Origin of the sequence: Pseudomonas rossensis (assembly GCF_039888995.1) — a bacterium.
GTDB classification, from domain to species: domain Bacteria; phylum Pseudomonadota; class Gammaproteobacteria; order Pseudomonadales; family Pseudomonadaceae; genus Aquipseudomonas; species Aquipseudomonas rossensis.
Map to the genome: position 1 here is coordinate 114025 of NZ_JBBWCB010000002.1, position 18226 is coordinate 132250.

The following is an 18226-nucleotide window of genomic DNA, read 5'->3' on the forward strand; positions in this document are numbered from 1 at the left end:
TTACATACGCTCCAGAGTTTCCAGACCCAACAGTTCCAGGCCTTGCTTGAGAGTGCGGCCGGTCAGCGCAGCGAGGCGCAGACGGCTTTGCATTTGCGCCGGAGTGTCGGCACTGAGGATCGGGCAGTTCTCGTAGAAGCTGGAGAACAGGCCGGCGACATCGTACAGGTACGTGCAGAGGATGTGCGGCGTGCCCTTGTCGCAAACGCTGTTCAGCACTTCGCCGAACTGCGCGAGCTTCGCCGCCAGTTCGTGTTCGTGCGGCGCTTCGAGGGCGATCTGGCCTTCGACTTCGCTGAAGTCTTTGCCGAGTTTGCGGAACACGCCGGCCACGCGGGTATAGGCGTACAGCAAGTAAGGCGCGGTGTTGCCTTCGAAGTTCAGCATAAGGTCGAAGTTGAAGCTGTAGTCGCTGGTGCGGTGCTTGGACAGGTCGGCGTATTTCACCGCGCCAATGCCCACGACCTTGGCGATGTTGCGCAACTCGTCATCGGCCAGCTCCGGGTTCTTGTCCTTCACCAGGGTGTAGGCACGTTCCTGGGCTTCGGTCAGCAGGTCGATCAGCTTCACGGTGCCGCCATCACGGGTTTTGAATGGGCGGCCATCTTTACCGTTCATGGTGCCGAAGCCCATGTGTTCCATTTCCATCGGGTGCGTCACGAAGCCGGCCAGGCGCGCGACCTGGAATACTTGCTGGAAGTGCAAGGCCTGACGCTGGTCGACGAAGTACAGCGCGCGATCAGCCTTCAACTTGCCGCTACGGTAACGCACGGCCGCCAGGTCGGTGGTGGCGTAGAGGTAACCGCCGTCAGCCTTGACGATGATCACCGGCAGCGGGTCGCCGTCGGCGTTCTTGAACTCGTCGAGGAACACGCACTGGGCGCCGTTGCTCTCGACCAGCAGGCCAGCGGCCTTGAGGTCGTTGACTACGTTGATCAGGTCGTCGTTGTAGGCGCTTTCGCCCATCACGTCGTCCATGGTCAGTTTGACGTTGAGCAGCTCGTAGATTTTCTGGCAGTGGGACAGCGAGATGTCCTTGAACTTGGTCCACAGCGCCAGGCAGTCCGGGTCGCCGGCTTGCAGCTTGACCACCAGGCCACGGGCGCGATCTGCGAACTCTTCGGATTCGTCGAAGCGTTGCTTGGCGGCGCGGTAGAAGTTTTCCAGGTCCGACAGCTCGTCGCTGGTGATCGGGTTTTCTTGCAGATACGCCATCAGCATGCCGAACTGGGTGCCCCAGTCGCCGACGTGGTTCTGCCGGATCACTTCGTCGCCGAGGAACTCCAGCACCCGGGCCACGCCGTCGCCGATGATGGTCGAGCGCAAGTGGCCGACGTGCATCTCTTTGGCCAGGTTAGGTGCCGACAGATCAACCACGGTGCGTTGCACCGGGCCGGCCTTGCGCACGCCGACGTGGGCGTCGGCCAGGGCGGCGTCCAGGCGAGTGGCCAGGGCTTGGGTGTTCTGGAAGAAGTTCAGGAAGCCGGGGCCGGCGATTTCGGTCTTGGTGACGTTTTCGTCAGCCGGCAGCGCGGCGATGATTTTCTCTGCCAGGTCACGTGGCTTCATGCCGGCCGGCTTGGCCAGCATCATCGCAATGTTGCTGGCGAAGTCCCCGTGAGTCTTGTCACGGGAGTTTTCCACCTGGATCGCCGGCGACAGGCCTTCAGGCAACACACCTTCGTTGACGAGTTGGGTGATGGCTTGTTGGATCAGCTGGCGAATGGTGTCTTTCATGGTGTTCTCTTTCGACCGCAAGCGCGGCGGCGCTTGGATGCGCTAGTGGAAAAACTGGGCATTATCCGTTGCGAAGACGGGCTTGCCAACTATAGCGGGCAGGTTATGGATATGTGGTGACAAATCGGGCCCCATCGCGAGCAAGCTCGCTCCCACAGGGGATATGCGTCGATCACAAAACCAATGAACACCACAGACCCAATGTGGGAGCGAGCTTGCTCGCGATGGCGAACTCTAAATCAATACAAATCGACCGGATCCACATCCAAAGACCAGCGCACCGCCCGCCCACTCGGCATCTGCTCCAACACCAGCAGCCAGCTGCTTAAGAGTCGATGCAGCGGCGCCCGGGCCGTCGCTTGCAGCAACAACTGCGCACGATAACGCCCGGCCCGGCGTTCCATCGGCGCCGGCACCGGTCCTAGCAGTTCAATCCCGGTCAGGTTCTGTTCGGCCAGCAAGCGCTCGGCCTCGCTGCACGCCTCATCAAGAAAACCTTCAGCTTGCCCCGGTTTGTGCGCTTCGGCCCGCAGCAGCGCCAAGTGCGCAAACGGCGGTAGACCCGCCGAGCGACGTTCGCTCAAAGCCTGTTCGGCAAAGGCGAAATAGCCCTGTTCAGTCAATTGCACCAGCAGCGGATGGTCGGCCAGGTGCGTCTGGATGATCACTTTGCCCGGCTCTTCCGCCCGGCCCGCGCGCCCGGCAACCTGAACGATCAACTGCGCCATGCGCTCGCTGGCGCGGAAGTCGCCGGAGAACAGCCCGCCGTCGGCATCGAGAATCGACACCAGGGTCACCCGTGGAAAGTGGTGCCCTTTGGCAAGCATTTGCGTGCCGACCAGAATGCATGGCTGGCCCTTCTGAATGGTCGCGAACAGCTGATTCATGGCGTCTTTACGCGAAGTGCTATCGCGGTCGACCCGCAGCACCGGGACGTCCGGAAACAAAATCCCCAATCGTTCTTCGGCGCGCTCGGTGCCGGCGCCGACTGGCCGCAAATCGACCTTGCCGCACTTCGGGCAATGCCGAGGGACGCGCTCGACGTAGCCGCAATGATGGCAGCGCAGTTCGCCGGAGCGCTGGTGCACAGTCATTCGCGCATCGCAGCGCTGGCACTCGGACATCCAGCCGCAGTCGTGACACAGCAAGGTCGGCGCAAAACCGCGGCGATTGAGGAACACCAAAACTTGTTGCCCAGCGGCCAGCGTCTGGCCGATGGCCTGCTGCATCGGCCCGGAAATGCCGCTGTCCAGTGGACGGCTTTTCACGTCCAGGCGCAGGAACCGCGGCTGTTTGGCGCCACCGGCACGCTCGTTCAAGCGTAAGAGTCCGTATCGACCGGTGTAGGCGTTGTGCAGGCTTTCCAGCGAAGGCGTGGCGGAGCCGAGGACAATCGGGATGTTTTCCTGGCGTGCGCGCACCAATGCCAGGTCGCGGGCGTGATAGCGCAGGCCTTCCTGCTGTTTATAGGAACCGTCGTGCTCTTCATCAATGATGATCAGACCGGGGTTCTTCATCGGCGTGAACAGCGCCGAGCGGGTGCCGATAATGATGTCGGCGTCACCGTCCCGGGCGGCGAGCCAGGCTTCGAGGCGCTCGCGGTCGTTGACCGCCGAGTGGATCAGCGCGATGCGTGCATTGAAGCGCTGCTCGAAGCGCGCCAGGGTCTGCGGGCCGAGGTTGATCTCCGGGATCAGCACCAGCGCCTGCTTGCCTGCCTCAAGGGTTTCTCGGATCAGTTGCAAATAGACTTCGGTCTTGCCGCTGCCGGTGACACCTGCCAGCAGGAACGCGTGATAACTGTCGAATCCGGCGCGAATCGCCTCATAGGCTGCACGCTGCTCCGGGTTGAGTGGCAATTCCGGCTGCGCCAACCAGTGTTCGTGGCGGGCGCCGGGGGCGTGCTTGCGGATTTCGACTTGCACCAGATCCTTGGCCAGCAGCAAGTCCAGGCTGTCCTTGCTCAGCATCAGTTTGCTCAACAACTGATGGGCGACGCCGTGGGGATGCTGGGCCAGGGTCGCCAGGGCCTCCCGTTGACGCGGGGCGCGAGCGATGCGCGGGTCATCAAGGCTGGCGCCCGGCGCGGCGGACCAGAAGCGCTCCTGCCGTGCTTCGGCCAGTTCACCCTGACGCAGCAACACCGGCAGGGCCCAGCTCAAGGTGTCGCCAAGGCTGTGCTGGTAATACTGGGAGGTCCACAGGCACAGTTTGAACAGCGCTGGCGGCAGGGGCGGCGTGGCATCGAGCAGGGCCAGGGCCGGCTTGAGCTTTTCTACCGGCACTTCGCTGTGATCGGTCACCTCCACCAGAATCCCGATCATCTCCCGTCGGCCGAACGGCACCCGCAGGCGCATGCCCGGCTGCAACTGGGCACGCAGGATCCCGGCCGGGGCACGGTAATCGAACAGGCGTCGCAGAGGCGAAGGCAGGGCGAGGCGCAAAATGGCGTCGGGCACGCGATGGTTTTCTCGATGATGGGGCGGTGAAGAAGGCCGGGAGCCTAGCAGACGGTCGGTGTAAGGGACAGCTTGCGTGATTGCAAAGGTCTGGTAGAATCCGCGGCCTAATTATGTGCGGTATTCAACAATAGTGTTGAGTGGCGGCACACTAGCCTGAGGAATACACCATGAAAGCCGATATCCATCCAGCGTACGAAACCATCGCAGTAACTTGCAGCTGCGGCAACAAGTTCGAAACTCGTTCGAACCTGTGCAAGCCACTGGGTACTGACGTATGCAACGAGTGCCACCCGTTCTACACCGGTAAGCAGAAGACTCTGGATACTGGCGGCCGTGTACAGCGCTTCGCAGACCGTTTCGGTGCTTTCGGCAAGAAAGCTCCTGCTGCTGCAGAGTAAGGTTGCAAGGCCCCATGGGCTTTACCTTGCTGATGAAAAAGGCGTCCCTCGTGGGCGCCTTTTTTGTGTCTGCGATTTGGCTTCCCGGTGCCCAGGCCTTCTGCCCGGCGCCGAGCGGGCTGACACCCGTTGTGGTGCAACGGGTGGTGGATGGTGACACGCTGCGCCTGAGCGATGGCCGCAGCGTGCGCATGATCGGTTTGAATACGCCGGAGCTGGGCAAGAAAGGTCGCTCCGATGAGCCGTTCGCGGTGACGGCGCGCCAACGTCTGGAGGCTTTGGTGGTCGCCAGCGACGGGCGGGTCGGTTTATTGCCCGGTAAAGAAAGCAAAGACCATTACGGCCGCACCTTGGCCCATGTCTACAGCGCCGATGGCGCCAACCTTGAAGCGCAGATGCTCGCTGAAGGACTCGGTTTCCAGGTAGCGGTCGCGCCGAATGTCGATCTGGTCGAGTGCCAGCAAGCGGCGGAACACAGCGCTCGTCAGGCCGGACTCGGGTTGTGGCGTCAATCCCCTGTACTGAAAGCGGAGGAGATCAACACCTCCGGTTTCGCTGTGCTCAGCGGTCGTGTGAGCAAGGTTCAGCGCAATCGCGGCGGGGTTTGGATCGAGTTGCAGGATTCGGTTGTACTGCGCGTTGCACCCAATTTGCTGGGGCAGTTCGATGTGGCGAATCTCGAGCGGCTGAAGGGCAGGCAGGTCGAGGCCCGTGGCTGGGTGCTGGACCGTTCGCGGCGCGGCGGACTGAAAGAAGGACAGGCACGCTGGCTTCTGCCAATGACCGACCCGGCGATGCTTCAGATGGCGCAGTGATTAAAAACTGTAGACATTTATTATGCTGATTGTGAACAGTCTATCCCTTATGTTCCGCGGCTCTTGGTCCAAAGTCGTAGGGCCGGGCGCTTGACAGGGGTGACTGGTCAGTCTTGTGGGGACTTTGCGACACGCGTATCCTCGGCGGTCCGTCTGTCCAACAGTAAAAGCGGAATGCCCACATGTCTGATTTGAAAACTGCCGCTCTCGAATATCACGCCCATCCTCGTCCAGGGAAGCTGAGTGTCGAGCTCACCAAGGCCACCGCTACGGCCCGCGACTTGTCGCTGGCCTACAGCCCCGGCGTAGCCGAACCAGTACGCGAAATCGCCCGCGATCCTGAACTGGCCTACAAATACACCGGCAAAGGCAACCTGGTTGCAGTCATTTCCGATGGCACCGCAATTCTCGGCCTGGGTAATCTCGGCCCATTGGCTTCCAAGCCAGTAATGGAAGGTAAAGGCGTGCTGTTCAAGCGCTTCGCCGGCATCGACGTTTTCGACATCGAAGTCGACTCCGAAAGCCCGCAAGCCTTCATCGACACCGTCAAGCGCATCTCCATCACCTTTGGTGGCATCAATCTGGAGGACATCAAGGCACCTGAGTGCTTTGAGATCGAACGCGCTCTGATCGAGCAGTGCGACATTCCGGTATTCCACGATGACCAGCACGGCACCGCGATCGTTACGGCGGCCGGCATGATCAACGCCCTGGAAATCGCTGGCAAAACCCTCGCTGACGCCAAGATCGTCTGCCTGGGCGCCGGTGCGGCCGCCATCTCCTGCATGAAATTGCTGGTGAGCATGGGCGCCAACATCGAAAACATCTACATGGTTGACCGTACCGGCGTGATCCACTCCGGCCGTGACGACCTGAACCAGTACAAGGCTGTCTTCGCTCACGCGACCGACAAGCGCACCCTGGCCGATGCCCTGAAAGGCGCTGACGTGTTCGTTGGCCTGTCCGGCCCGAACCTGCTGAGCGCTGAAGGCCTGAAATCCATGGCGGCCAACCCGATCGTGTTCGCGTGCTCCAACCCTGATCCGGAAATTTCCCCGGAACTGGCTCACGCCACCCGTGACGACGTGATCATGGCGACCGGCCGTTCGGACTACCCGAACCAGGTCAACAACGTGCTGGGCTTCCCGTTCATCTTCCGTGGTGCCCTGGACGTTCGCGCTAAGCGCATCAACGAAGAAATGAAAGTGGCTGCCGCCAACGCCCTGCGTGAACTGGCCAAGCTGCCGGTTCCTCAGGAAGTGTGCGACGCCTACGGCGGCATCAAACTGGAATTCGGTCGTGAGTACATCATTCCGAAACCAATGGATGCCCGACTGATCACCGTGATCTCCGATGCCGTGGCCAAGGCTGCGATCGAGACCGGTGTGGCAACCCTGCCGTATCCGAAGAATTACCCGCTGAAAAGCGTGGATGACGTGTTCAACGGCTAAGTAGCCGCTCCATAGAAAACCCGGCTATTGGCCGGGTTTTTTTATGGGGGCAGAAGATCAAAAGATCGCAGCCTTCGGCAGCTCCTACGTTGGATTGCGTTCCCCTGTAGGAGCTGCCGAAGGCTGCGATCTTTTGATCTTGCCCTGCAAATAAAGCCCCGCACTTCTTTCGAAGGGGGGCTTTTTGCAGCTTCAGGCGATCAGAACAAATCGATCGGCGCCGCTTCATCCGCAGGCAGTGGGCTACCCGGTGCAGTGCCGTTGCCCAGCTCGTTAGCCGACGGTGGCGTGTCTTCGGCCTTGAACAGCTCGAAGTAGGCGCCTGGCGTGCCTGGGGTGGCTGCACGGCCGCTGATTGGGTCGACTCGCAGGCTGAGGATGCCTTCCGGCTCTGGCTGCGTATGGGGCGGCAGGCCTTTGAGTGCGGCGCCCATGTAGTTCATCCAGATCGGCAGGGCGACGGTACCGCCGAACTCCTTGCGACCCAGGCTTTCAGGCTGGTCGAAACCGGTCCAGACAGTGGTGACGTAATCGGCGTTGTACCCAGAGAACCAGGCGTCCTTGGACTCGTTGGTGGTACCGGTCTTGCCCGCAATGTCGCTGCGGCCCAAGGCCAGGGCGCGGCGGCCGGTGCCGAGTTTGATGACGTCCTCGAGCATGCTGTTGAGGATGAACGTGGTGCGGCCGTCGACGATGCGCTCGGCCACGGCCGGTGTTTGTGGCGCTGGCTGGGCAGTCAGCGCTTCGCCCGGGGTTGCGTTGACGGTGAAGGCGTTGGCCGCGACAGGGGCGGCGATGCCGTCGGTGGCGACGTTGCCTTTCGGGACGCTCGGCGGGTTGGCGACGAACAGCGTGTCGCCATTGCGGCTTTCGATCTTGTCGATGATGTAGGGGCTGATCTTGTAGCCGCCGTTGGCGAAGGTGCTCCAGCCGGTGGCGATTTCCATAGGTGTCAGCGTCGCGGTGCCCAGGGCCAGGGACAGGTTGCGTGGCAGGTCCTGCTTGTTGAAGCCGAACTTGCTGATGTAGTCGATGGTGCGGTCGACGCCCAGCGCCTGCAGCAAGCGGATCGACACCAAGTTGCGCGACTTGTAGAGCGCCTCACGCATACGGATGGGGCCGAGGAACGTGTTGGTGTCGTTCTTTGGACGCCAGACCTTGTCCAGGTACTCGTCGACGAACACGATCGGTGCGTCGTTCACCAGGCTGGCGGCGGTGTAGCCGTTATCCAGTGCGGCACTGTAGACGAACGGCTTGAAGCTCGAACCCGGCTGGCGCTTGGCCTGCATGGCGCGGTTGTAGTTGCTCTGTTCGAAGGCGAAGCCGCCGACCAGGGAGCGAATGGCACCGTTCTGCGGATCGAGGGAAACCAGCGCGCCCTGAGCCTGCGGGATCTGGCTGAATTTCAGCGAGTTGTCCGGCTGGCGCTGCACTCGAATCAGGTCGCCGACCTGGGCGACGTCCGAAGGCTGCTTCGGATTGGCGCCCATGCTGTTGGTGTTCAGGAATGGGCGCGCCCATTTCATGCTGTCCCAGCCGACGTGTTCGTCACCGGTACGGGTCATCACTTGCAGGCCGGTCTTGTCGACCTGGGTGACGATGGCAGGTTCAAGGCTGCTGATGGTGCGCTGTTTGGTCAGCTCGGTTGCCCAGGCCTCGCGAGTCTTGCCCGGCAGGCGCGACTCCGGGCCGCGATAACCATGACGCTGGTCGTAGGTCATCAACCCTTCGTGGACCGCGGTGTTGGCCATTTCCTGCAGGTTGCTCGGCACCGTGGTGGTGACGCGGAAACCCTCGGTATAGGCGTCGCTGCCATAGCGGCCGACCATTTCGGCGCGGGCCATTTCAGCGATGTACGGCGCATTCACTTCCGGGGTCGGCACGTGATAACTGGCATTCAGCGGCTCGTTGATCGCAGTGGTGTAGTCGGCTTCGGTGATTTTGCCGAGCTTGTACATGCGCCCAAGGATCCAGTCGCGACGTTCCTTGCTGCGGGCCGGGTTGGCCAGCGGGTTAAAACGCGAAGGGGCTTTTGGCAGGCCGGCGATCATCGCCATCTGCGCGAGGCTGACATCACGAATCGATTTGCCGTAATAAACCTGCGCCGCCGCCTCGATGCCATAAGCGCGGTTACCCAGATAGATTTTATTGACGTATAACTCAAGAATCTCGTCTTTGGTCAACTGCCGTTCGATCTGCAGGGCCAGGAGAATTTCGGTGGTTTTTCGCGAGAAGCTGCGTTCGCTGGTCAGGAAGAAGTTCTTCGCCACCTGCATGGTGATGGTGCTGCCGCCGGACTGGATGTGTCCGCTTTTTACCAACTGGGTGGCCGCGCGCATCAGGCTGCCAGGGTCCACGCCGTAGTGGTTGGCGAAGTTGTCGTCTTCAGCACTTAGTAACGCATTAATGAAATTGGGGGGAATGTCGGCGAAACGGATCGGTGTACGGCGCATTTCGCCAAATTCTGCGATCAACTTGTTGTCGCTGCTGTAGACCCGCAAAGGAATCTGCAACTGGATGCTTCTCAGCGCCTCCACGGACGGCAAGCCCGGACTAAGGTAGAGAAACGCGCCGCTGAGACCGAGGAGCAGTCCGCAGAAAACGGCGACGATGGACCAACCGAAAAATTTCAGCAGACGAATCAAGGCTTTTGGACATCCAGGGCAAAGAATGAATTAGGCATCAGGGCTCAGATAAACAGGGAACGACCCGCGCTTGAAGTAAAAACCGGAAAAAAACGCTGGGCATTATAAGCATTTTTCCGTCGAGGGCGTCATTTGCGCTGCTGTCAAGACGGGTGGTTTGAACGCAACGGATATTACAGAGTCCGTAAGACACGGATAGTCATAGGGAATTGGTAGTGCTAGGACTCTTCAATAAAAAGGCCAATACGCTTCTGGGGATCGACATCAGCTCCACGTCGGTCAAGCTTCTGGAGCTAAGCCGCCAAGGCGACCGTTATCGGGTCGAGGCCTATGCGGTGGAACCTTTACCCACCAACGCGGTGGTCGAGAAAAATATCGCCGAGCTAGAAGGCGTAGGGCAGGCACTCGCGCGCGTGCTGCTCAAGGCCAGAACCAACCTCAAGAACGTCGCCGTGGCCGTGGCCGGTTCGGCGGTGATCACCAAGACCATCGAGATGGATGCCGGTCTTTCCGACGACGAGATGGAAAACCAGCTGAAGATCGAGGCCGATCAATACATTCCTTATCCATTGGACGAAGTGGCCATCGACTTTGAGGTCCAGGGCGTTTCTGCGCGCAACCCCGGGCGAGTCAATGTGCTGCTGGCGGCCTGTCGCAAGGAAAACGTCGAGGTGCGGGAAGCGGTCCTGGCTCTGGCCGGTCTGACGGCGCGCGTGGTCGACGTCGAGGCCTATGCGCTGGAGCGTTCTTACGGATTGCTGGCGGGTCAACTGGCGGCTTCTCAGGAGCGTCGAACGGCAGCGGTGGTCGATATCGGCGCCACCATGACCACCCTGAGCGTGCTGCACCAGGGGCGGATCATCTACACCCGCGAGCAATTGTTCGGCGGTCGTCAACTGACGGAGGAAATCCAGCGACGTTATGGCCTGACCATTGAGCAGGCGGGGCTGGCGAAGAAGCAGGGTGGTTTGCCGGACGATTACGTCAGTGAGGTGTTGCAGCCGTTTCGCGATGCGCTGGTGCAGCAGGTCTCGCGTTCGTTGCAGTTTTTCTTCGCCTCCGGTCAGTACAACTCGGTTGATCACATTCTGTTGGCCGGCGGTACCGCATCGGTCCCGGGGCTGGACCGGTTGATCGAGCAACGATTGGGTACGCCGACGCAAGTGGCCAACCCATTCTCCAACATGGCCCTGAGCAGCAAGGTCAACGCCGGTGCCCTGGCCAGCGATGCGCCGGCACTGATGATCGCCTGCGGGCTGGCCCTCAGGAGTTTCGACTGATGGCGCGGATCAATCTTTTACCCTGGCGCGAAGAGCAGCGTGAAGCGCGCCGCAAACGCTTTTTGCTGGCGCTGGTCGGTGTGATGGTGGGGGCCGTGGGCGTGGTGCTGATCGCGAACCAGGCCATCAGTGGTGCTATCGATTGGCAAGTGGCTCGTAACGATTACATCGGCAAACAGATTGCCGTGGTCGACGAGCGGATTAAACAGATCAGCGATTTGAAGGCTCGTCGCCAGCAACTGGTCGAGCGCATGCGCATCATTCAGGACCTGCAAGGCAACCGGCCGATCAGCGGGCGTATTTTCGATCAACTGGCGCGGACGCTGCCTGACGGCGTGTATTTCACTGAGGTGAAAATGGCCGGAAAGTCCTTGTCCATCACTGGAGTGGCGGAGTCCAACAATCGTGTGTCAGACCTGATGCGCAATCTGGATGCGTCCGATTGGTTTGATGCGCCCAGCCTCACGGAAGTCAAAGCGACGACCGCCGGTCAACTGGATCAGGCCAACGTCTTTCAGCTGACCGTTCGTCAGACTCGGCCCGCCGCTGCGGAGGGCGGCAAATGAGGCTGTCTGACTGGTTCGAAGGCCTGCGCAAGATCGACATCAATGACCTGGACACCAATAACATGGGTTCCTGGCCGCCAGCCATCAAGGCACTGGCGGGTATCCTGCTCATGATTCTGGTGCTTTCACTGGGCTACAGTTTTTCCATCAGCGACGTTCAGAGCCATCTCGAACTCAAGCGCGAGGAAGAGTCGACCCTCAAGGAGCAATTCGCCAACAAAGCCCATATGGCGGCGAATCTGGAGCTGTATACGCAGCAGATGAAGGAAATGGAGAACTCCTTTGGCGTGCTGTTGCGGCAATTGCCCAGTGACACCGAAGTGCCCGGTCTGCTGGAGGACATCACTCGCACCGGCCTGGGCAGTGGCCTGGAGTTCGAAGAGATCAAACTGCTGCCGGAGAACACGCAGCAGTTCTACATCGAACTGCCGATCCAGATCACCGTCACCGGTGCCTATCATGACCTGGCCACCTTCGTCAGCGGCGTCGCCGGGCTGCCACGGATTGTCACCCTGCATGACTTCGACCTTGCGCCGGCCAACCCGGAAGGTGGTCCGAAGTTGCGCATGAGCATCCTCGCCAAGACCTACCGCTACAACGACAAGGGGCTGCAAAAATGAGCCCGATTCGTTGTTTTTCGATGGTTGTGTTGGTCGCCGGCCTGGCCGGTTGCGGCAGCGACAATGACTTCAGCGACCTGGATGCATACATGAACGAAATGCGTTTGCGTGCGCCCGGCAAGATTGAACCAACGCCGACATTTCGGTCTTACCCAACATTCACCTACAGCGCCGCCAACCTGCGAAGCCCGTTTTCCCGACAGGTCAGAGTCGATCTGGCCGGCCAGAAACACGGTTCACGCAACGTCAAACCTAACCCGAATCGGGTCAAGCAGTACCTCGAAGGTTTCAACATCGAGCAGTTTGAAATGGTCGGAACGATCGCCAATGCGACCGGCTCCTTTGCGCTGTTGCGCGGGGCGGGCGGGGTGCATCGGTTGAAAGTCGGCGATTACCTGGGGCGTAACGATGGGCGGATCGTCGCCATCAGCGGCTCGCAGGTCGATGTGGTCGAAATCGTTCCCGACGGCGAAGGCGCCTGGCTGGAGCGGCCGCGGACCATCCCTTTGAAAGAGAACTCATAGTGGAACTCGAATAATGAACAGGATTTTCTCAACCTTCGGTATTTCGCTATGGATAGCGTTGCTGTCGCCGATGGTACTAGCGGCCAACCTCAAAGCGCTGGATGTCGCCGCGCTGCCGGGGGACCGCGTCGAGTTGAAGTTGTCGTTCGATGGGCCGCCACCGCCGCCTCACGGTTACACCACGGAATCGCCTGCACGGATTGCGTTGGATCTGCCTGGCGTCGTCAGTCAGCTAAAAAGCAAAAATCGTGACCTGGGCGGCGGAAATGCCCGCAGCGCCACGGTGGTGCAAGCCAAGGACCGTACGCGGCTGATCATCAGTCTGACCCAGTTGACTCCGTACAACGCACGGGTCGAAGGCAATACTCTGTTCGTGGTGGTCGGGCAAGGCGCCAACAAAACGGCCTCCAGCCCGGCGTCCAAAACGCCGCGCGCAGCGACTGCAACGCCAGCCCCGGCGAAAGCCTATGCGCCGGTAGGCAAGGCCATTCGGGGTGTGGATTTCCAGCGCGGCACTCAGGGCGAAGGCAATGTGGTCATCGATCTGTCGGATCCTTCCATCGCCCCGGACATTCAGGAGCGCGACGGCAAGATCATCCTCGGTTTCGCCAGGACTCAATTGCCTGAACCGTTGCGTGTACGTCTGGACGTCAAGGATTTCGCCACGCCGGTGCAGTTCGTCAATGCCAGCGCCACGGGCGATCGGGCCACGATCAGCATTGAGCCCAGCGGCGCCTTCGATTATTCGACTTACCAGACCGACAACAAGCTGACCGTCAGCATCCGGCCGATGACCGTCGATGACTTGCAGAAACGCAACACCGAACGCTTCGCCTACACCGGTGAAAAGCTCTCGCTGAATTTCCAGGACATCGATGTGCGTTCGGTGCTGCAACTGATCGCCGATTTCACCAATCTCAATCTGGTGGCCAGCGACACGGTGCAGGGCGGCATCACGCTGCGTTTGCAGAACGTACCGTGGGATCAGGCGCTGGATCTGGTGTTGAAAACCAAAGGTCTGGATAAACGCAAGATCGGTAACGTTTTGCTGGTGGCACCGGCCGATGAAATCGCCGCTCGCGAGCGCCAGGAGCTTGAGTCGCAGAAGCAGATTGCCGACCTGGCGCCTCTGCGTCGGGAACTGTTGCAGGTCAACTACGCCAAAGCGGCCGATATCGCAAAGCTGTTCCAGTCGGTGACCAGTGCCGAGGCAAAAGCCGACGAGCGGGGCTCGATCACGGTGGATGAGCGGACCAACAACATCATTGCCTACCAGGCCCAGGATCGCCTCGACGAACTGCGCCGTATCGTCGCGCAACTGGATATCCCGGTGCGTCAGGTGATGATCGAGGCGCGAATCGTCGAAGCCAACGTCGACTACGACAAAAGCCTCGGCGTGCGCTGGGGCGGTTCGTTGCAGAACAAGGGCAACTGGAACACCTCAGGTGTCAGCAACGGGGCGAATGCTTCATCGACCATCGGTACGCCTGGCAGCACCAGCACCAACGCGCCGTTCGTCGACCTGGGCACCGCCGCCAACACCTCGGGGCTCGGCATCGCGTTCATCACCGACAATGTGCTGCTGGATCTCGAGCTGACGGCCATGGAGAAAACCGGCAACGGCGAAATCGTCTCGCAGCCCAAGGTGGTCACCTCGGACAAGGAAACCGCGAAAATCCTCAAGGGCACGGAAATTCCCTATCAGGAAGCCAGCTCCAGCGGTGCTACCTCGGTGTCGTTCAAGGAGGCCTCGCTGTCTCTGGAGGTGACGCCGCAGATCACCCCGGACAACCGGATCATCATGGAGGTCAAGGTCACCAAGGACGAACCGGACTACCTGAACAAGGTGCAGGATGTGCCGCCGATCAAGAAAAACGAGGTCAATGCCAAGGTCCTGGTCAACGACGGCGAGACCATCGTGATTGGCGGGGTTTTCTCAAATACTCAGAGCAAGGTTGTAGATAAGGTGCCATTTCTCGGTGATGTGCCGTATCTTGGCCGCCTTTTCCGGCGTGACGTGGTTTCGGAGAAAAAATCCGAGCTGCTGGTATTTCTCACTCCGCGTATCATGAACAACCAGGCGATTGCTGTGAGTCATTGATTCTGTGCGAAATTTGATTCTTGTTGGACCGATGGGGGCTGGAAAAAGCACCATCGGCCGGTTGCTGGCCAAAGAGCTGCGCCTGCCGTTCAAAGATTCCGATAAGGAAATTGAATTGCGCACGGGCGCCAATATCCCGTGGATTTTCGATAAGGAAGGCGAACCGGGCTTTCGTGACCGCGAGCAGGCAATGATTGCCGAGCTGTGCGGGTGCGACGGCGTGGTGCTGGCGACCGGTGGCGGCGCGGTGATGCGCGAGGCCAATCGCCGGGCGCTGCACGCCGGGGGGCGGGTGGTCTATCTGCATGCGTCTGTCGAGCAGCAGGTGGGCCGCACTTCCCGCGATCGCAATCGACCCCTGTTGCGTACTGCCGATCCGGCCAAGACCCTTCGAGATCTGCTGGCGATCCGCGATCCGCTTTATCGGGAAATCGCCGATCTGGTGGTGGAAACCGATGAGCGGCCGCCGCGAATGGTGGTGCTCGATATTCTCGAACGCTTGCAGCAGCTGCCTCCCCGTTAAAGCGCAGCGCGAAATGCGCTATCCTCGGCGTCCTGTCATGGCCGCTCAAGGTTGTGGCGGATGGCTACCGAACGGCGTCACACCAGCAGACGCCGTAGACATTCGTTAACTCAAGGCAGGACGCCTGATTCCATCTTCACTGTGGGGACACATGCAGACACTCAAGGTCGATCTAGGCGAGCGCAGCTACCCGATTCATATTGGCGAAGGTTTGTTGGATCAGCCTGAGCTGCTGGCCCCGCATATCCGCGGACGGCAAGTGGCGATCATCTCCAACGAGACCGTTGCGCCGCTCTATCTCGAGCGTCTGGCCCGCAGCCTTGCACAGTTCTCGGTGGTTTCCGTGGTGCTGCCCGACGGCGAAGCGTTCAAGACCTGGGAAACCCTGCAACTGATTTTCGACGGTCTGCTGACCGCGCGGCACGACCGCCGTACCACGGTCATCGCCCTCGGTGGCGGCGTGATTGGTGACATGGCCGGTTTTGCTGCCGCCTGCTATCAGCGTGGTGTCGATTTCATCCAGATCCCGACCACGCTGCTGTCGCAAGTCGACTCTTCAGTGGGCGGCAAGACCGGGATCAACCATCCGCTGGGCAAGAACATGGTCGGCGCTTTCTATCAGCCGAACGTGGTGCTGATTGATACCGCTACCCTCAATACCCTGCCGGCCCGCGAACTGTCCGCGGGGCTTGCTGAAGTCATCAAATATGGGCTGATCTGCGACGAACCGTTTTTGACCTGGCTTGAAGACAACGTCGATCGCTTGCGCGCCCTGGACCAGGTCGCCCTGACTTACGCCATCGAGCGCTCTTGCGCGGCCAAGGCTGCGGTGGTTGGTGCCGACGAACGGGAGACCGGTGTTCGTGCCACGCTCAACCTGGGTCATACCTTCGGCCACGCCATCGAAACCCACATGGGCTATGGTGTCTGGCTACATGGTGAGGCGGTCGCTGCTGGCACCGTAATGGCCTTGGAAATGTCCGCGCGCCTGGGCTGGATCAGCGAGCAAGAGCGCTATCGCGGCATTCGTCTGTTCCAGCGTGCCGGCCTGCCGGTCATCCCGCCTGAAGAGATGACTGAAGCCGATTTTCTCGAACACATGGCAATTGACAAGAAAGTGATCGACGGTCGTTTGCGCCTGGTGCTGCTGCGCCACATGGGCGAAGCGGTGGTGACCGACGATTATCCGAAAGAGGTTTTACAGGCCACGCTGGGAGCGGATTACCGCGCTCTGGCTCAGCTTAAAGGTTAATAAGATCCCGATGACTAGTTTGCACGCCGACGAGGCTTTCCTCGGCCATTACCAGTTGAGTCATGACCCTTTTTCTCCACGGGTGCCTGGCTTCAAATTCTTCCCGGCCCAGCGCAAACCGGTGCTGGGGCAACTGCATCACCTGGCACGCTACAGTCAGTTGCTGCTGGTAGTCACCGGCCCGCAAGGCAGTGGCAAGACGCTGTTGCGTCAGGCCCTGGTGGCCAGCACCAACAAACAGTCGGTGCAGAGCGTGGTGGTTTCCGCCCGTGGCGCCGGTGATGCGGCCGGCGTGCTGCGTCAGGTGGCTCAGGCGCTGAACGTCGCCCACGCCGAGATCGGTGCGATTCTGGCTCAAGTGGTGCAACTTGCGTTGACGGGGCAGGAAGTCTATTTGCTGGTGGATGACGCCGAGCAGCTCGACGAGTCCGCGCTGGAAGCCTTGCTGGCCCTGGCCGCCGGTGCACCGGAAGGTCGCCCGCATGTGTTCCTGTTCGGCGAGTCGTCGTTGATTGCTCAACTGGACGCGCTGAGTCTCGAAGAAGAGCGTTTCCACGTCATCGAGTTGCAGCCTTACACCGAAGAAGAAACGCGCGAATATCTGGACCAGCGGCTCGAGGGCGCCGGCCGGGGTATCGAACTTTTCACCGCAGATCAGATCTCTGATATTCACGAAAGCTCCGACGGTTGGCCTGGCACCATCAACCAGGTTGCCCGCGATGCAATGATCGAAGCCATGATTGCCAGCCGCTCAGCGGTGAAGCGTCCAAGTATGGGGTTCAACATGCCGAAGAAACACGTATTGGCGATTTCCGCCGTGGTCGTGGTCGCGGTAGCCGCCGCCTGGCTGATGCCGGGTCGCAGCAAAGCACCGACCACTGGCGCACCTGCCAACGAACAGGCGCAACTGCCGCTCGGCCAGGGCGCGCCACAACCTGACAGCGGCGGCGCACCTGCCGTCGAATTCGCCGGTAACTCGCAACCGATGCCATTGCCGCTGGTCGGCAACTCGCAGCCGGTCATGCGTGGTCCGTTGGCCGAAGCCGCCGGTGGCATCACCGAAGACGACGACGGCGTGCCGGTCGAAGGTTCGAGCGCTACGCCGCCGACCGTGACCACCACCGCGCCTCCAGCAGGTCTGTCGGCAGGTCCTGCACCGACGCCAGCCACCAAGCCTGTGCCTGCTCCGACTCAGGTCGCGACTGCCAAGCCAGTTCCGGTAGCGCCTGCCGTGAAGCCAGCTCCAGTGCCAGCCAAACCAGCCGCCGCTGCCGCCAAGCCTGCCGAGAAACCAACCACCGTGGCCAAGGCCGCCGGCGGCACCTGGTATGCAGGGCAAGCGCCGGGTAACTACGTGGTGCAGATCCTCGGCACCAGCTCTGAAGCGGCCGCGCAATCCTTCGTCAAGGAGCAGGGCGGCGAGTACCGTTATTTCAAGAAAGTCCTCAACGGCAAACCGCTTTACGTCATCACCTACGGTAGCTTCGCCAACCGCGATGCAGCCCTTAGCGCCATCAAGGCCTTGCCAGCGAAGGTTCAGGCTGGTAAACCTTGGCCTCGCACTGTCGCCAGCGTCCAACAGGAACTGGCAACAACTCGCTGAAGATTCGGCGGCCTTACCCAGGCCGCCTCTCCCGGCACCTCAAAATTTCTGCAAGCGCATGCCGTCTCTACAGACCGCGTGCCTTGTGGTGTCTGCGTCACAGTAGTCTTTGAGTCGTTGCGGTCAAAATTAAAAAAGTTTTGACTAGCACAGCATATCGCTTTAAACCTTTCACAAATGCGACATAGATTTGCGACATTTCGTCGTCAAATTTGTGAGCCTCTGTGTCGGTGTGTACAATGACCTCCC

General features: G+C 60.5%; 14 protein-coding genes. 11 read left to right on the top strand and 3 right to left on the bottom strand.

Annotation, left to right across the window (positions count from 1 at the left end; genetic code table 11):
* Together argS and WLY71_RS01365 are read right to left on the bottom strand one after the other, a co-directional pair.
* Window positions 1-1737 (bottom strand): arginine--tRNA ligase, encoded by a 1737-nt coding sequence (argS, locus tag WLY71_RS01360; RefSeq protein WP_347802201.1) that lies wholly within the window; start codon window positions 1735-1737, stop codon window positions 1-3.
* Between the two features lie 239 nt (window positions 1738-1976).
* Window positions 1977-4196, bottom strand: coding sequence for a primosomal protein N' (locus tag WLY71_RS01365; protein ID WP_283182618.1), 2220 nt, complete (start codon window positions 4194-4196; stop codon window positions 1977-1979).
* 170 nt (window positions 4197-4366) lie between these two features.
* Here WLY71_RS01365 and rpmE point away from each other — a divergent pair, with 170 nt between their 5' ends.
* The 3 genes from rpmE to WLY71_RS01380 all read left to right on the top strand — a co-directional run bounded on the left by rpmE (window position 4367) and on the right by WLY71_RS01380 (window position 6863).
* Window positions 4367-4597, top strand: a complete 231-nt coding sequence (gene rpmE / locus WLY71_RS01370; protein WP_048723245.1) for a 50S ribosomal protein L31 — start codon at window positions 4367-4369, stop codon at window positions 4595-4597.
* 14 nt (window positions 4598-4611) lie between these two features.
* Window positions 4612-5412 carry a thermonuclease family protein gene (locus WLY71_RS01375; protein WP_347802202.1) on the top strand — a complete coding sequence of 267 codons (801 nt, stop codon included), beginning with the start codon at window positions 4612-4614 and terminating at the stop codon, window positions 5410-5412.
* A 182-nt stretch (window positions 5413-5594) separates the two neighbouring features.
* Entirely contained in the window at window positions 5595-6863 is a 1269-nt protein-coding gene (locus tag WLY71_RS01380) for a malic enzyme-like NAD(P)-binding protein (protein WP_347802203.1), read from the top strand.
* Between the two features lie 200 nt (window positions 6864-7063).
* Here WLY71_RS01380 and WLY71_RS01385 read toward each other — a convergent pair whose 3' ends face one another.
* The gene (locus WLY71_RS01385; protein ID WP_425589904.1) at window positions 7064-9505 is read right to left on the bottom strand and encodes a penicillin-binding protein 1A; all 2442 of its coding nucleotides are present in this window, start codon (window positions 9503-9505) and stop codon (window positions 7064-7066) included.
* A gap of 218 nt (window positions 9506-9723) precedes the next feature.
* Between WLY71_RS01385 and WLY71_RS01390 the strand changes: the two genes are divergently transcribed.
* The 8 genes from WLY71_RS01390 (at window position 9724) to WLY71_RS01425 (ending at window position 17977) form a co-directional block, all read left to right on the top strand.
* Complete coding sequence (locus WLY71_RS01390; RefSeq protein WP_347802205.1) at window positions 9724-10788, top strand: pilus assembly protein PilM; 1065 nt, start codon at window positions 9724-9726, stop codon at window positions 10786-10788.
* Window positions 10788-11354, top strand: a complete 567-nt coding sequence (locus tag WLY71_RS01395; RefSeq protein ID WP_347802206.1) for a PilN domain-containing protein — start codon at window positions 10788-10790, stop codon at window positions 11352-11354. The genes WLY71_RS01390 and WLY71_RS01395 overlap by 1 nt, the downstream gene beginning before the upstream one ends.
* Window positions 11351-11974, top strand: coding sequence for a type 4a pilus biogenesis protein PilO (pilO, locus tag WLY71_RS01400; protein WP_347802207.1), 624 nt, complete (start codon window positions 11351-11353; stop codon window positions 11972-11974). The genes WLY71_RS01395 and pilO overlap by 4 nt, the downstream gene beginning before the upstream one ends.
* Window positions 11971-12498, top strand: a complete 528-nt coding sequence (locus WLY71_RS01405; RefSeq protein ID WP_347802208.1) for a pilus assembly protein PilP — start codon at window positions 11971-11973, stop codon at window positions 12496-12498. The genes pilO and WLY71_RS01405 overlap by 4 nt, the downstream gene beginning before the upstream one ends.
* A gap of 13 nt (window positions 12499-12511) precedes the next feature.
* A complete protein-coding gene (locus WLY71_RS01410) occupies window positions 12512-14599 on the top strand; it encodes a type IV pilus secretin PilQ (RefSeq protein ID WP_347802209.1) in 2088 nt (695 codons plus the stop codon).
* A 4-nt stretch (window positions 14600-14603) separates the two neighbouring features.
* Complete coding sequence (gene aroK / locus WLY71_RS01415; protein ID WP_010464421.1) at window positions 14604-15122, top strand: shikimate kinase AroK; 519 nt, start codon at window positions 14604-14606, stop codon at window positions 15120-15122.
* A gap of 151 nt (window positions 15123-15273) precedes the next feature.
* On the top strand, window positions 15274-16374 hold the full coding sequence (gene aroB / locus WLY71_RS01420; protein ID WP_347802210.1) for a 3-dehydroquinate synthase: 1101 nt from the start codon (window positions 15274-15276) through the stop codon (window positions 16372-16374).
* 10 nt (window positions 16375-16384) lie between these two features.
* The gene (locus WLY71_RS01425) at window positions 16385-17977 is read left to right on the top strand and encodes an SPOR domain-containing protein (RefSeq protein WP_347802211.1); all 1593 of its coding nucleotides are present in this window, start codon (window positions 16385-16387) and stop codon (window positions 17975-17977) included.
* Window positions 17978-18226 lie beyond the last annotated feature (249 nt).

Excerpts from the sequence above, each read along its gene's own strand:
- argS (WP_347802201.1), bottom strand. The coding sequence starts at position 1,737 with ATGAAAGACACCATTCGCCAGCTGATCCAACAAGCCATCACCCAACTC.
- rpmE (WP_048723245.1), top strand. The coding sequence starts at position 4,367 with ATGAAAGCCGATATCCATCCAGCGTACGAAACCATCGCAGTAACTTGC.
- WLY71_RS01375 (WP_347802202.1), top strand. The coding sequence starts at position 4,612 with ATGGGCTTTACCTTGCTGATGAAAAAGGCGTCCCTCGTGGGCGCCTTT.
- WLY71_RS01380 (WP_347802203.1), top strand. The coding sequence starts at position 5,595 with ATGTCTGATTTGAAAACTGCCGCTCTCGAATATCACGCCCATCCTCGT.
- WLY71_RS01395 (WP_347802206.1), top strand. The coding sequence starts at position 10,788 with ATGGCGCGGATCAATCTTTTACCCTGGCGCGAAGAGCAGCGTGAAGCG.
- pilO (WP_347802207.1), top strand. The coding sequence starts at position 11,351 with ATGAGGCTGTCTGACTGGTTCGAAGGCCTGCGCAAGATCGACATCAAT.
- WLY71_RS01405 (WP_347802208.1), top strand. The coding sequence starts at position 11,971 with ATGAGCCCGATTCGTTGTTTTTCGATGGTTGTGTTGGTCGCCGGCCTG.
- WLY71_RS01410 (WP_347802209.1), top strand. The coding sequence starts at position 12,512 with ATGAACAGGATTTTCTCAACCTTCGGTATTTCGCTATGGATAGCGTTG.
- aroB (WP_347802210.1), top strand. The coding sequence starts at position 15,274 with ATGCAGACACTCAAGGTCGATCTAGGCGAGCGCAGCTACCCGATTCAT.
- WLY71_RS01425 (WP_347802211.1), top strand. The coding sequence starts at position 16,385 with ATGACTAGTTTGCACGCCGACGAGGCTTTCCTCGGCCATTACCAGTTG.